The sequence below is a fragment of the Providencia sp. PROV024 genome (genome assembly GCF_032709665.1).
GTDB lineage: Bacteria > Pseudomonadota > Gammaproteobacteria > Enterobacterales > Enterobacteriaceae > Providencia > Providencia huashanensis.
Genome location: NZ_CP120545.1, coordinates 4,404,018 through 4,418,452 on the forward strand (window position 1 = coordinate 4,404,018; position 14,435 = coordinate 4,418,452).

Genomic DNA, 14,435 nt, shown 5'->3' on the forward strand with positions numbered 1-14,435 from the left:
CGCTTCTCCTGATTTGTGATTGCTCAAATCATACCCATGAGATGTTTAGACGTCAACATATCTAGACGTCTAAACCTCTTTACGTTTATATCAAGTAATGGAATAATCAGCCTTAATGATTATGTGCTCATTGATAATCAATAGCACAAATAGACTTAGCTGGTTAATTTCACAGGAAAAATTGTGGTAAACTAGGACAAGTTTCTTCTTACTTATATGCAGACACGCCCTATTTGAAGCTTAGAATAAGTTTCTCTTAAAAAGAATATGCATATTATTTTTAATTATTACTGAAAATATCCAAGGTAACTCATGGCTGAATGGAATGGTGAATATGTCAGTCCGTATGCTGAACATGGCAAAAAGAGTGAGCAAGTAAAAAAAATTACAGTATCTATCCCGTTGAAGGTACTAAAAATTTTAACTGATGAGCGTACACGCCGCCAGATTAATAACTTACGTCACGCTACAAATAGTGAATTACTGTGCGAAGCATTTTTGCACGCATTCACGGGGCAACCGCTGCCGAATGACGAAGATTTACGCAAAGAACGTAATGACGAAATCCCTGAAGCGGCAAAAGAAATCATGCGTGAATTAGGCATCGACCCAGAAACGTGGGAGTACTAACTCAATTTTTGCCTCAGTAATGCAATACGTTTTTCACTACGTCGCAAACAGGTATTCCCTGCCAGTGGCGTAGCGCTCTTCTTATCTTATCTAAAGGTGATTACACTTAATCGCTCATCCCAAGCCACGCTAAAATTTTTCTTTGGTCTCACACCTAACACCAAGATTTCTCTGAATTAGTTCACTTTCAGAATTGCCCGCAGGCTTATTTCCCCAACTTCTCTACACTTCATCACACCAATCTATAACCACACCCAATAATTAGAATTATTAAGGATAGTGTAATGAATAAATATAATCAGGTCTTAATCGGCTTACTCGGCGGAGCACTACTCATCACCGCAGGATGCACAAACCACTCAACTAGTTATACCAAAGAATATAAAGAAACTGCTAATAGCGATTTATCAGCGAAAAAATTAGGGACAAAATGGGGGGAAGATGTTAATTCTGCTGTACAAACGGTCAAAGCCTCACGTTTAACCAACACACCTTTTGACACCGCCATTATTTTTTACCGCGGTGAACGTGTCCCAAGCCATGTTCAAACCATCAATTATATTCCGTTGTCCCCCATAGAGATCAAAATCACTGATGGAAATGACCGTAAAATGCCAATTTACCGTAATAACCAAGGACAATATATTTTGCCCGCCCAAGAGGGACAGCGTTATCAATTGACTATCGCCAATACCGATAGAAATAGAACCTACGAAGTGGTCACAACCGTTGATGGTATTGACGTACTAAATGGCCGTGCAGGTTCATACCAAAATAATGGATATTTGATCCGTCCCAAACATGAGGTCACCATTGAGGGCTTTCGCAAGAATCAGGACCAAGTCGCCGCTTTTCGCTTCTCAGCACCAGAAGATTCTTATGTAAATCAAAATGTTCAAGGTGACGAACGGAATATTGGCGTAATTGGTTTTGCGATTTTTGAAGTTCGGGAAGAATTAGCCGACTGCGAAGCAAACCCTTTCCCCGCAGAGACACAATATGCTCCAGCCCCGTGTAAAAAACGCTAAATACGCTTAAAACGCACCCCATAAAGAGTGCGTTCTTAAATATTGGCCGCGTTTAAACAAAATAAAATACTAATAACCACCATAACCCCCTCCATGAAACCGTTAATTATCAACTATTAACAAAGAATAACGATAATCATATCGTTTTTCACCCAATTTTGACTTATCTTAAATCAAACGCTTAATTTGACTTATAATAAAACCTTATTTCCAATAAACTAACTAAACGGTATTTTTAATGAAAAAGATAATTGCAGTATCTCTTTTAAGCGTCGTTTCTAGCGTAGCGATGGCATCGAATAGTGGTTTTTATGTTTCTGGTAAAATGGGAACATCAATCTTAAAACTTTCCGACCAAAAGTGGGAAAGTATTGATGACCTTGGTGAGTATGATCGTGCCAGTGGTGGAAGCAAAACCAAAGGCGTGTTCGGTGGCGGCCTTGCTGTTGGTTATGACTTATATGATATGACCTCTTTACCTCTTCGTACTGAGCTCGATATAACCCTTAGAGGGAAAGCATCTTCCAAATATAATCTAGCGAGTAGCTCTTGGGACAATGGCAATGGTTCTTTCTATTCAGATAGTGATGATGCAAAAAATGATATCACGCTAAATACTTTCATGGTCAATGCCTACTATGACTTCAAAAATGAAACTAATTTCACACCTTATGTATCTGTGGGCTTAGGGTTAGCGAGCATTAAGCATAAAGCACAGTATTCCTACTCTGAAACGAATTCCGGTGGTAGCGAATATAGTTCATCGTCTAAATCAAAAACTAATAGTAATTTTGCTTGGAGTTTAGGATTGGGTTCACAGTATGCAATCAATGACAATCTATCATTAGATTTAAGCTACCGCTTCTTAGATGCAGGTAAATCTGAGGTGAGCTCTTACACTGACGGTGCCAAAGATAAATCAAAAGTGAAAGTCAGAAGCAATGACATTATGCTTGGTGTGGTTTACCGCTTCTAACGGTTTATTCTACCCATAAAAAAAGGGAAAATATATTTTCCCTTTTTTTGCATTTCACAAGTTCGATTATTTTTTAGAACCTGGGATGCTGAAACGTTGGTTAAAGCGATCAACACGACCACCAGTCGCAACATCACGCTGTTTACCAGTATAGAACGGGTGGCAATTACCACAAACGTCCAGGTTCAGCGAGTGACCAGCAGTTGAATTAATTTTCATAACATTACCGCAAGAACAAGTTGCAGTAACTTCTTCGTATTTAGGATGAATACCTTTTTTCATGGGAGAACCTCTATTAAGGCCGTGTCGCCATTCCAGCCCTAACGCCGGACACCACACGTCGTGTTGATTGAATTTAATATTATTGGCAAAAATAACTACCAAAGGCGGCGGATCATACAGAAATTCTGTTTATCACGCAATGAAAACCGAGTAAATTTTGTGTTACTCTAGTCCGCTCTTATTATTATCATCGCATAAAAAACAGACGGAAATCCAGCTATGATCGTCGTTCAGGTGGCATTACCTGTTCCTTTAAATCGCACATTTGATTATCGCCTCCCTGATAACATGGCGCTTCCCGTCATTGGGAGCCGTGTCATGGTGCCGTTTGGCAAGCGCCAAGCACTGGGGGTTGTGGTTAAACATAGCGATAAAAGTGAATTTGCTGAAGACAAGCTCAAAGCTATCGAACTGGTTCTTGACCAGCAAACTCTATTTCCTGACGATGTTTGGCAATTATTATTATGGTCTGCCCAATATTACCATTACCCAGTTGGTGAGGTTCTTTTCCACGCCCTACCGACATTACTGCGCCAAGGTAAAGCCGCAGAATTCACCCCTATTTGGCAATGGCAAGTTACTGAGTTAGGCCTTGCGGTTGACCTTAATGAGCTAAAACGTTCACCTAAGCAGCAGCAAGCACTCGCCCTTTTACGTCGCCGGTCTGTGTATCGCCATCAGGTCAATGAACTTGAAATCAGCGAAAGTGCCTTACAAGCCTTAAAAAAGAAAAGCTATATAGAACTACACCCTGTTCAGCCTACCGCGGAAAAATGGCAACCTAACTTTACAATATGTGGTGAGAGGCTACGCCTTAACAGCGAACAGGCCACCGCGGTCGGAGCGATCCGTGCACAAGATGACGAGTTCTCACCATGGCTGCTTGCTGGGATCACAGGTTCCGGTAAAACAGAGGTCTATTTAAGCGTATTAGAAAATGTGCTTTCCCAAGGTAAACAGGCTTTAGTTCTCGTTCCCGAAATTGGCTTAACCCCACAAACCATTAGCCGTTTTCGTGAGCGTTTCAATGCCCCTGTAGATGTTCTACATTCGGGGTTAAATGACAGTGAACGTTTAGCCGTTTGGCTACGAGCTAAACAAGGGCAAAATGCAATTATTATTGGCACTCGTTCTGCCCTATTTACCCCATTTGCCCACTTAGGCATCATCATTATCGATGAAGAGCATGATAGCTCTTATAAGCAACAGGATGGCTGGCGTTACCATGCTCGAGACCTCGCGGTCTTTCGCGCCAAAAAAAATAATATTCCGATTGTGATGGGGACCGCAACACCGTCACTGGAAACCCTTTTTAATGTTCAACAAAATAAGTATCGTCAATTAAACCTCACTATTCGGGCTGGGAATGCTCACCCTGCAGTACAACATCTAATTGACTTAAAAGGCCAACCCTTAAAATATGGCCTATCACACTTGCTAATCCAACATATTAAAGAACATTTAGCGAAAAATAATCAGGTGATTTTATTTTTAAATCGTCGGGGCTATTCCCCGGCACTGATTTGCCATGAATGTGGCTGGATTGCCGAGTGCCAACGCTGTGATCATTACTACACCTTACATCAGAATTTTCACCAATTACGTTGTCATCACTGCGACAGCCAACGCCCGATCCCTCGCCAATGCCCACAATGTGGGTCAACCCACTTGGTGCCCGTAGGTATGGGAACAGAGCAACTTGAAGAGGGGATATCGGAGCTTTTCCCTGACACGCCAGTGACCCGTATTGACCGTGATACTACTAGTCGTAAAGGCGAACTTGAGCAACATTTAAACCAAGTTCACGAAGGTGGGGCAAGGGTCCTTATCGGCACGCAAATGTTAGCTAAGGGCCACCATTTTCCAGATGTTACCTTAGTCGCGCTATTAGACGTTGACGGCGCACTATTTTCGAGTGACTTTCGTGCAGCTGAGCGTTTTGCCCAATTATATGTACAAGTTTCAGGCCGTGCGGGTCGAGCTGGTAAGCAAGGGGACGTTTTTTTACAGACTCACCACCCAGAGCACCCTCTGCTACTCAATTTACTTGAAAACGGCTATGACGCTTTCACAAAAGAGGCAATGGAAGAGCGCCGTATCGCCATGTTACCACCTTACACTAACCATATTTTGATCCGCTCCGAAGACCACAATAACCAAGATTCACGCCTTTTTTTGCAAAATGTACGGCAATATATCGCAGAGCACCCGCAAAGTGACGCTAAACTGTGGATTTTAGGGCCATCGCCGTCGATTCAAGCCAAACGAGGTGGACGATTCCGCTGGCAATTATTGCTCCAACACCCTTCACGGTTATATTTGCAGCAATTTATGGCAAAACTACTGCCTGAAATCCTTCAGCAGCCAGAAAGCCGTAAAGTAAAATGGAATGTGGACGTCGACCCGACTGATTGCTAACCTCATTCCTTAAATTAATAATTTGAATACTCATGAACAAAGTATCTCTAGATATCTCTGTGTTTCAACAGCCGATTTTTAGGAATTTCCTCTCAAATTTTTTTTAAATTTGCGAAGCAGCTCTAAAAAATGACGTAAGTCACACTTTTTATGCAAACTAGGTAACAGATATTATTGTGAAACCAATTAGAATAACTTCTAATCATAAATAATGACGTGCTTTCGCCATTCAAAAAAAGCAAACGATTAAATCAATCTAAGGAAGGCGTTGTGGAAAGTAAAAAACACAATAATACGGCAACAATGAAAGACGTTGCCAGTGCTGCGGGCGTTTCGACAGCGACAGTCTCTAGAACCTTGATGAACCCAGAAAAGGTTTCTTTGCAGACAAGGCAAAAGGTCGAGCAAGCCGTGATGGATGTTGGCTATTACCCCCACAACCTTGCTAGAAGTTATAAGCGCAATGAATCAAAAACTATTCTTGTACTCGTTCCGAATATCCGTGACCCTTTCTTTAGCGACGTGGTTTGTGGTATCGAAGAAATTGCAGCACAAGAAGGCTATTTTGTGCTAATTGGTGATTGCAAACATCAACAAAAACAAGAAAATGCCTTTATTAACCTGATTATTACCAAACAAATCGATGGTATGGTATTACTCGGCTCTAATATCCCCTTTGATGTCTCCACTGAAGAACAAAAAAACCTACCGCCAATTGTTATGGCGAATGAGTTTGCCCCTGAATTAAAGCTCCCTACCGTTCATATTGATAACCTTACGGCAGCATTTAACGCGACCCATTACCTACAAAAGCAAGGCCACCGGCTGATTGCTTGTATCGCAGGTCCCTCTCATATGCCGTTGAGTGAGTATCGGTTAGAAGGTTATAAAAAGGCGATGTTGCGTACTGGCGAAAAGTTACGCGAAAACTATATTATTCGCGGCGATTTTACGCACGAAGGTGGCGCAGAAGCCATGAAAACGTTACTTTCACTTCCTGAACCCCCAACTGCCGTTTTTTGTCACAGTGATATCATGGCCATAGGGGCTATGTGGCAAGCGAAGAAAATGGGGTTACAACTCCCAGATGACCTTTCTTTCGTTGGTTTCGATAACTTAGAACAAGCAAAATACACTTTACCCGCATTAACGACTATCGACCAACCGCGTACTGAAATCGGCCATCATGCTATGCAACTGTTACTAGAACAGATCCACGGTAACAATGTCACCCCAGGGTCTCGTCTCCTAGATTCTGATTTAATCATTAGAGAGAGTACAAAAGCGCCTAAAAGCTAGGGGTTATTGAACTTTAATGGTACATTTTTATTCGTATTAAATGTATTTTGCTCAAGGCGAGCGATTCACCGTCTAGTCACCTAGGCAAGAAGTGCTTAACACAGAGAAAAATTACATTTAATCGAACCCGAAGGTCTATTTTTCTGAATTATGTAGCTTACCGAGCATGGTTGTACTAAACCTAACCATGTAGCTGGTTTTAACACCAAAACGCGCTGTAAAAATCATCAGCAAAGATGAACAGCCCCTAGTCAAAGCCACTCAGGTTAAGTAACATGTTAAGCCAAATGACGACAACAATTAATAATTAGTGAATTAATAGCGTGGCACAAAAAGATTATGTAGCTCGAGGGCGCTCATCCGCTCGTAAAAAAGGCAAAGGTAAATCGAAAAAAGCACAGGGACTGCCAATGACTACTTTGGTCGTTGCTGTGGTGATTGTCGTGCTATTCGTTGGTGGCCTGTTTTATATCACCCAAAATAAAAAGGATACCCTACCACCACAATCTGTCGTACCAACTGCACCTACGGGCAGCACACTTCCGCCCAAACCTGAAGAGCGCTGGCGCTATATTAAAGAACTCGAGCGCCGCGGTGTTGATATACCAAGCTCTCAGCAGCCTAATACCGGTACTAATATTCTGCGTCCATCAGATTTAACACCTGAACAACGTCAATTATTAGAGCAAATCGATTCTGACCGGCGCCAACCGGTAACTAACTTACAAGAAATCCCTGCTAACGGTAAACCAGTGCCGCGGTCTCAGGTCATTATCAATGAACCGGCTCAACCTATAGAGCCAGTTCAACGTAAGCCTGTTGTGAATAACGAACCGAAAGTAGAATCTCGACCAGCGGCACCGGCCTCATCGACACAAAATGTACCGGATAAAAAACCAGCGAATAATCTGCAAAATATGTTAGTTCAATGCGGGTCATTCCGTACAGCAGAACAAGCAGAGTCGGTACAAGCAACACTCGCCTTTTCAGGTATTGAAAGCCGTATCTCTAGTGGCGGTGGCTGGCACCGTATCGTATTAGGCCCTTATTCCAAGTCAACCGCAGAGAAAATGCGTGACCGAGCAGCAGGTGTCGGTGTATCAGGTTGCATTCTTCGTGCTTCAGGGGGTTGAAAATCCTAACCTCCCACCCCATGTACTGTTTTAATGTACTCATGAGCGGTTGTTTTTATCTTCAACACAATTCAAGTGCTAGCTAATTAAACAGCTACCACTTGAATTTTATCTTTTGGAAATTAAAACCAGCTGCATTCTTTTTGTAATAAAACCAGGGGCTAACTCATGACAACAATCGTAAGTGTTCGCCGTAATGGCCAGGTCGTAATTGGTGGTGATGGACAGGCGACGATGGGTAATACCGTCATGAAAGGCAATGTCCGCAAAGTTCGCCGCTTATACAATGACAAAGTCATTGCCGGATTTGCCGGTGGCACCGCAGATGCATTCACACTTTTTGAACTGTTTGAGCGTAAACTCGAACTGCACCAAGGCCATTTAACTAAAGCGGCCGTTGAGCTTGCAAAAGATTGGCGTACAGACCGTATGCTACGCAAGCTAGAAGCGTTGCTCGCTGTCGCAGATGAACACACCTCGCTTATCATTACGGGTAATGGTGACGTGGTACAACCTGAAAATGACTTAATTGCCATAGGTTCCGGTGGTCCATACGCGCAATCAGCAGCACGTGCACTGTTAGAAAATACAGACTTGAGCGCAAAAGAAATTGCCGAAAAAGCACTCGCCATTGCTGGCGACATCTGTATTTACACCAACCACAATGTCAACTTTGAAGAAATTTCTTCAAAATCATAAGGATTGCTAGCATGTCCGAAATGACTCCACGCGAAATTGTCAGCGAACTCGACAATCATATTATTGGCCAAAACAAAGCCAAACGCTCTGTAGCAATTGCTCTGCGTAACCGCTGGCGCCGTATGCAGTTAAATGAAGTGTTACGCCATGAAGTTACCCCAAAAAATATTCTGATGATTGGCCCAACAGGGGTAGGTAAAACTGAAATTGCTCGCCGCTTAGCAAAATTAGCGAATGCACCGTTTATCAAAGTTGAAGCGACAAAATTTACAGAAGTCGGTTATGTGGGTAAAGAAGTTGACTCTATTATTCGTGATTTGACTGATTCTGCCGTCAAAATGGTGCGTTTACAATCTATCGAAAAAAACCGCTATCGTGCAGAAGAAATGGCCGAAGAGCGTATTTTAGATGTGTTGATCCCACCGGCAAAAAACAATTGGGGTCAATCTGAACCCACTGATGAACAATCACCTGCGCGTCAAACATTCCGTAAAAAATTACGTGAAGGCCAGTTAGACGATAAAGAAATTGAGATTGAAGTTGCGGCCACCCCAATGGGGGTAGAGATCATGGCGCCTCCGGGCATGGAAGAAATGACTAACCAGTTACAATCCATGTTCCAAAATTTAGCGGGTCAAAAACAAAAGCCTCGTAAGATGAAAATCAAAGAGGCGTTTAAACTATTAGTGGAAGAAGAAGCCGCTAAATTAGTTAACCCAGAAGAGCTAAAAGAACAAGCTATTGAAGCCGTAGAGCAAAACGGTATCGTGTTTATCGATGAATTCGACAAAATCTGTAAACGTGGCGGTCAAAGCTCAGGTCCAGACGTATCCCGTGAAGGGGTTCAGCGTGACTTATTACCATTAATCGAAGGCTGTACCATTTCGACTAAGCACGGTATGGTAAAAACCGACCACATTCTCTTTATTGCATCAGGTGCATTCCAAGTATCTAGCCCATCAGATCTAATCCCTGAACTGCAAGGTCGTCTACCTATTCGCGTTGAACTGCAAGCACTGACCACTGAAGATTTTGTCCGCATTTTGACAGAACCAAATGCCTCCTTAACTGAGCAATATAAAGCGCTAATGGCAACTGAAGGCGTCAATATTGAATTTACAGCAGACGGTATCCGTAAAATTGCAGAATCAGCATGGCAAGTGAATGAGTCAACTGAAAACATTGGTGCTCGTCGTCTGCACACGGTACTTGAACGTTTAATGGAAGATATTTCTTTCGATGCAAGCGACCGTAATGGCCAAACTATCCAAATCGATGCTGAGTACGTCAAACAACACTTAGACGAACTGGTTGCTGACGAAGACCTGAGTAGATTTATTTTATAATCTTATTAATTATCAGGTTTTCATGTATCCTTAATATACATCGACTAAAGTGCAGCTTTTATCGCTGCACTTTTTTCTATGAAATATTAATCCTACTGCTTTGAAATTCAACAATATTTATCATTGCGATAGGCTAGTTAAATTTTTAAGAACACGACTTTAAATAATTCAGATTGTAGAAAACCAAAATAACATCAGCCCGATGTGACTAAAGTAGCTGGAATATAGCAAGTAACCTATACGAGTATGTGACTAGAGCAATAAAGTACAGCCAAGATCACTACAATTTGAAATATGACAAGTATGAACCTGTGAAGTAATTAAATGAACTCACCAAATACAATAAGCCGTAAACAAGCTTGGATTGAAAGCCTACGCCCCAAAACCCTCCCTCTCGGGGTGATTGCGATTGTCACAGGCTCCGCTCTAACCTATTTAACAGGCAACTTTAAATGGCCTGTGGCGCTTTTAGCCCTTATTACCGCTGGACTATTACAGATTTTATCTAACCTTGCCAATGATTATGGTGATGCTGTAAAAGGTTCCGATACCGAAGAGCGTATTGGCCCACTACGTGGTATGCAAAAAGGCGTTATCACGCAAGCTGACATGAAAAAAGCGTTAAAAATCAATATTACGGCGGCCTGTATTTCTGGGTTACTGTTAATTATTGTCGCGTGTGAAAAACCCGAAGATGCTATCGGTTTCGTAGCCCTAGGGTTAATTGCCATCGTTGCGGCCATTACCTACACTGTTGGTAAAAAACCCTATGGCTATTTAGGGCTGGGGGATATATCGGTACTCATCTTCTTTGGCTGGCTAAGCGTGATTGGGACTTACTACTTACAGGCAAATAGTTTCAATATCATCACCCTGTTACCCGCCACAGCTTGCGGGTTGCTATCAGTTGCCGTATTAAACATTAATAATATGCGTGATATCGAAAATGATATCAAAGCAGGTAAAAATACATTAGCTGTGCGTTTAGGGCCGCAGGGTGCACGCATTTACCACGCAATTATTATTATCGTTGCCATTTTATGTTTAGTGTTTTTCAACCTGATTTACTTACAAGGTTGGAGTGGCTGGCTATTCTTACTTGCGGTGCCAGTATTGATGAACCATTTACGCCGTGTTCTTAGCGACCCCACACCAGAAGGTATGCGTCCTTTACTTGAAAATATGGTAAAAGCGGCACTGATCACCAACGTGTTATTCTCTATTGGCGTGGTGATGAGCAAGTAATCATCATTATTTGCCTATTTTTTGACTTTTCCCGCCTATTTTTAGGCGGGTAACTTTGCCAAGTACTGTTCAAAAGGGATATACTGGCTACCTCTTGCAGCAAAAAAAGACCTAAATCCTATGAATTATGATACTTCCGAACTCTGCGATATATACCAAGAAAGCGTTAATGTGGTAGAACCTCTTTTCTCCAACTTTGGTGGGCGTACTTCATTTGGCGGTCAAATCATTACAGTTAAATGCTTTGAAGATAACGGCCTACTGTATGATTTGCTGGAAGAAGACGGTACCGGCCGTATTCTGCTAGTTGATGGCGGTGGCTCTGTCCGTAAAGCGCTTATTGACGCCGAAGTAGCAAGGCTTGCTGTTGACAACCATTGGGAAGGCATTGTGATTTATGGCGCGGTTCGCCAAGTCGATGCACTAATGGAACTTGACCTTGGCATCCAAGCTATTGCCGCTATGCCAGCAGGTTGCCCTGATGAGGGCATTGGCGAAAGTGATGTCCGCGTCAATTTTGGTGGCGTCACCTTCTTCTCTGGTGATTATCTGTATGCGGATAATACCGGCATTATTCTTTCTGAAGAGCCACTAACCTCGTCTGAGAACGACGGTTTTATCGAAGATGACAATATCGACGCATAATCCGTTAAAAATTATAAAAATAAGGGCTGCAAATTATTGCAGCCCTTATTTTTATACTCTACAACGCAAGGTATGACGAACGTTTCTCTAAATAATTCGTGTTGTAGGTAGGCGGCAAAGTCGATAAGACCCTAGGAGCATACATAAGTATGTGACTAGAGCAAAGAGACGAAGCCAACACCCTACAACGCAAGGTATGACAAAAGTTTCTCTAAATAATTCGTGTTGTAGGCAGGCGGCAAAGTCGATAAGACTCTAAGAGCATACATAAGTATGTGACTAGAGCAAAGAGATGAAGCCAACACCCTACAACGCAAAGTATGACGAAAGTTTCTCTAAATAATTCGTGTTGTAGGCAGGCGGCAAAGTCGATAAGACTCTAAGAGCATACATAAGTATGTGACTAGAGCAAAGAGATGAAGCCAACACCCCTACAACGCAAGGTATGACGAAAGTTTCTCTAAATAATTCGTGTTGTAGGTAGGCGGCAAAGTCGATAAGACCCTAGGAGCATACATAAGTATGTGACTAGGGCGAAGAGACGAAGCCAACACCCCTACAACGCAAGGTATGACGAACGTTTCTCTAAATAATTCGTGTTGTAGGTAGGCGGCAAAGTCGATAAGACCCTAGGAGCATACATAAGTATGTGACTAGAGCAAAGAGACGAAGCCAACACCCCTACAACGCGAAGTATGACGAAAGTTTCTCTAAATAATTCGTGTTGTAGGCAGGCGGCAAAGTCGATAAGACCCTAGGAGCATACATAAGTATGTGACTAGGGCGAAGAAACGAAGCCAACACCCTACAACGCAAGGTATGACGAAAGTTTCTCTAAATAATTCGTGTTGTAGGTAGGCGGCAAAGTCGATAAGACCCTAGGAGCATACATAAGTATGTGACTAGGGCGAAGAAACGAAGCCAACACCCTACAACGCAAGGTATAACGAACGTTTCTCTAAATAATTCGTGTTGTAGGCAGGCGGCAAAGTCGATAAGACCCTAGGAGCATACATAAGTATGTGACTAGGGCGAAGAAACGAAGCCAACACCCCTACAACGCGAAGTATGACGAAAGTTTCTCTAAATAATTCGTGTTGTAGGTAGGCGGCAAAGTCGATAAGACCCTAGGAGCATACATAAGTATGTGACTAGGGCGAAGAGACGAAGCCAACACCCCTACAACGCGAAGTATGACGAAAGTTTCTCTAAATAATTCGTGTTGTAGGTAGGCGGCAAAGTCGATAAGACCCTAGGAGCATACATAAGTATGTGACTAGGGCGAAGAGACGAAGCCAACACCCCTACAACGCGAAGTATGACGAGAAATTACACTTCTTCCATCTTCCCTAACAAAGTACGCAACCTTTCCTGCCATGCTTGCTGCTCTTGTTTGAGTTGTTCATTTTCTCGCACTAAAGACTCAGTACCTGACTTTGTCGTTTCTAGTTCTTGGCTTAGTGCACCATTTTTATCTTTTAATTCATCAATTTCCATTTGTAACAACGTGATTGTATCAATCGCTTGTTGAACTTTGGACTCGAGTTTCTCAAATACTTCAAATGACATTTGTTAGGTCTCCCTTATCTGCTTTTACACGATTGTAAGTAGCATGATCCCCTGTGTCCAGTTCCTTCCATCTGAATACTAATAACCATTGATAAAAAATACTGGTCAGATCACACCATAAAGGTCGAACTCGTCACTATTTTTGGTTGTTTTCTTTCGCTTTAGTGATGTAACACACATTTTTCAATTTCGATATTTCTCGTTTATGTTCTTTAACGATAAATTTACAGCTAATGATTTTCGATTAGAAAGTCTTAACTAAAAAAACATTACAATAATTTTCATTTTCGTAGGATAGAAACATATGAGCCAAATGACGACTACATCACTCACTGGTCAGTGTATCTCAGAGTTTTTAGGCACTGCACTGCTAGTATTTTTCGGTTTAGGCTGTGTTGCCGCAGTTAGGATTGCAGGGGCGCAACTTGGTCTCTGGGAAATCAGTATTATCTGGGGCTTCGGTGTTGCCTTAGCCGTTTATCTTACAGCGGGAACCTCAGGTGCTCACTTAAACCCTGCGGTGACCCTTGCACTATGGCTATTCGCTTGTTTTGATAAGCGCAAAGTGATCCCTTATATCATCGCACAAATGCTAGGTGGCTTCTTTGCAGCGGCATTAGTCTACTCTATGTATTCCCCCGTTTTTTTCGATTACGACCAAGTTCACCATATTATTAGGGGTACACAAGAAAGCTTATTTACCGCAGGGGTATTCTCTACCTACCCTGCACCACAAATCAGCGTTCCTCATGCCTTCTTCATTGAAGTGGTTATTGCTGCCATCTTAGTGTGCTTAATTATGGCGCTAACTGATGATGGTAATGGCGTACCTCGTGGCCCACTTGCTCCACTATTAATTGGTATTTTAATCGCAGTTATCGGCGGTTCATTTGGTGCACTAACAGGGTTCGCCCTCAACCCTGCTCGCGATTTTGGGCCGAAAGTTGTGGCTTATCTTGCAGGCTGGGGTGACATCGCGCTCACAGGTGGCCGTGATATACCGTATTTCCTTGTACCATTGACAGCACCTATTGTTGGTGGTCTGCTAGGGGCATTCGCCTATCGTAAACTTATTGGTCGCCACCTACCGTGCATGGTATGTGAAGAAGAGACCAAAACAGAAAAGTTATCCGTTAAAAACACCAAATCTTCGGAACAGGCTTAA

At 42.5% G+C, this 14,435-nt stretch carries 13 protein-coding genes; 11 read left to right on the top strand and 2 right to left on the bottom strand.

Annotation, left to right across the window (positions count from 1 at the left end):
- Positions 1-312: 312 nt before the first annotated feature.
- From metJ to P3L56_RS20415, 3 genes are all read left to right on the top strand, one after another.
- Positions 313-630: a met regulon transcriptional regulator MetJ gene (gene metJ / locus P3L56_RS20405; RefSeq protein ID WP_004265315.1), complete on the top strand. Its 318-nt coding sequence runs from the start codon at positions 313-315 to the stop codon at positions 628-630.
- A gap of 284 nt (positions 631-914) precedes the next feature.
- Positions 915-1,658, top strand: coding sequence for a hypothetical protein (locus P3L56_RS20410; RefSeq protein WP_042846668.1), 744 nt, complete (start codon positions 915-917; stop codon positions 1,656-1,658).
- A 238-nt stretch (positions 1,659-1,896) separates the two neighbouring features.
- Positions 1,897-2,634 (top strand): outer membrane protein, encoded by a 738-nt coding sequence (locus P3L56_RS20415; protein WP_048605758.1) that lies wholly within the window; start codon positions 1,897-1,899, stop codon positions 2,632-2,634.
- A gap of 66 nt (positions 2,635-2,700) precedes the next feature.
- On the opposite strand, the gene rpmE is transcribed toward P3L56_RS20415, so the two are convergent.
- Positions 2,701-2,916: a 50S ribosomal protein L31 gene (gene rpmE / locus P3L56_RS20420; protein ID WP_004265313.1), complete on the bottom strand. Its 216-nt coding sequence runs from the start codon at positions 2,914-2,916 to the stop codon at positions 2,701-2,703.
- Between the two features lie 219 nt (positions 2,917-3,135).
- On the opposite strand from rpmE, the gene priA reads away from it, so the two are divergent.
- The 7 genes from priA to rraA all read left to right on the top strand — a co-directional run bounded on the left by priA (position 3,136) and on the right by rraA (position 11,701).
- A complete protein-coding gene (gene priA, locus P3L56_RS20425) occupies positions 3,136-5,334 on the top strand; it encodes a primosomal protein N' (protein WP_272678197.1) in 2,199 nt (732 codons plus the stop codon).
- Between the two features lie 270 nt (positions 5,335-5,604).
- Positions 5,605-6,633, top strand: coding sequence for a DNA-binding transcriptional regulator CytR (gene cytR / locus P3L56_RS20430; protein ID WP_042846671.1), 1,029 nt, complete (start codon positions 5,605-5,607; stop codon positions 6,631-6,633).
- 323 nt (positions 6,634-6,956) lie between these two features.
- Positions 6,957-7,766: a cell division protein FtsN gene (gene ftsN / locus P3L56_RS20435; protein WP_166685514.1), complete on the top strand. Its 810-nt coding sequence runs from the start codon at positions 6,957-6,959 to the stop codon at positions 7,764-7,766.
- 168 nt (positions 7,767-7,934) lie between these two features.
- Positions 7,935-8,465 carry an ATP-dependent protease subunit HslV gene (hslV, locus tag P3L56_RS20440; RefSeq protein ID WP_004265304.1) on the top strand — a complete coding sequence of 177 codons (531 nt, stop codon included), beginning with the start codon at positions 7,935-7,937 and terminating at the stop codon, positions 8,463-8,465.
- Between the two features lie 11 nt (positions 8,466-8,476).
- Entirely contained in the window at positions 8,477-9,811 is a 1,335-nt protein-coding gene (gene hslU, locus P3L56_RS20445; protein ID WP_042846673.1) for an HslU--HslV peptidase ATPase subunit, read from the top strand.
- Between the two features lie 324 nt (positions 9,812-10,135).
- A complete protein-coding gene (locus tag P3L56_RS20450; protein WP_042846674.1) occupies positions 10,136-11,056 on the top strand; it encodes a 1,4-dihydroxy-2-naphthoate polyprenyltransferase in 921 nt (306 codons plus the stop codon).
- 120 nt (positions 11,057-11,176) lie between these two features.
- Positions 11,177-11,701, top strand: a complete 525-nt coding sequence (rraA, locus tag P3L56_RS20455) for a ribonuclease E activity regulator RraA (protein WP_042846675.1) — start codon at positions 11,177-11,179, stop codon at positions 11,699-11,701.
- 1,329 nt (positions 11,702-13,030) lie between these two features.
- Here the strand turns inward: rraA and zapB are convergent.
- Positions 13,031-13,270, bottom strand: a complete 240-nt coding sequence (gene zapB, locus P3L56_RS20460) for a cell division protein ZapB (protein WP_042846676.1) — start codon at positions 13,268-13,270, stop codon at positions 13,031-13,033.
- A gap of 304 nt (positions 13,271-13,574) precedes the next feature.
- On the opposite strand from zapB, the gene P3L56_RS20465 reads away from it, so the two are divergent.
- Positions 13,575-14,435, top strand: coding sequence for an MIP/aquaporin family protein (locus tag P3L56_RS20465; RefSeq protein WP_042846677.1), 861 nt, complete (start codon positions 13,575-13,577; stop codon positions 14,433-14,435).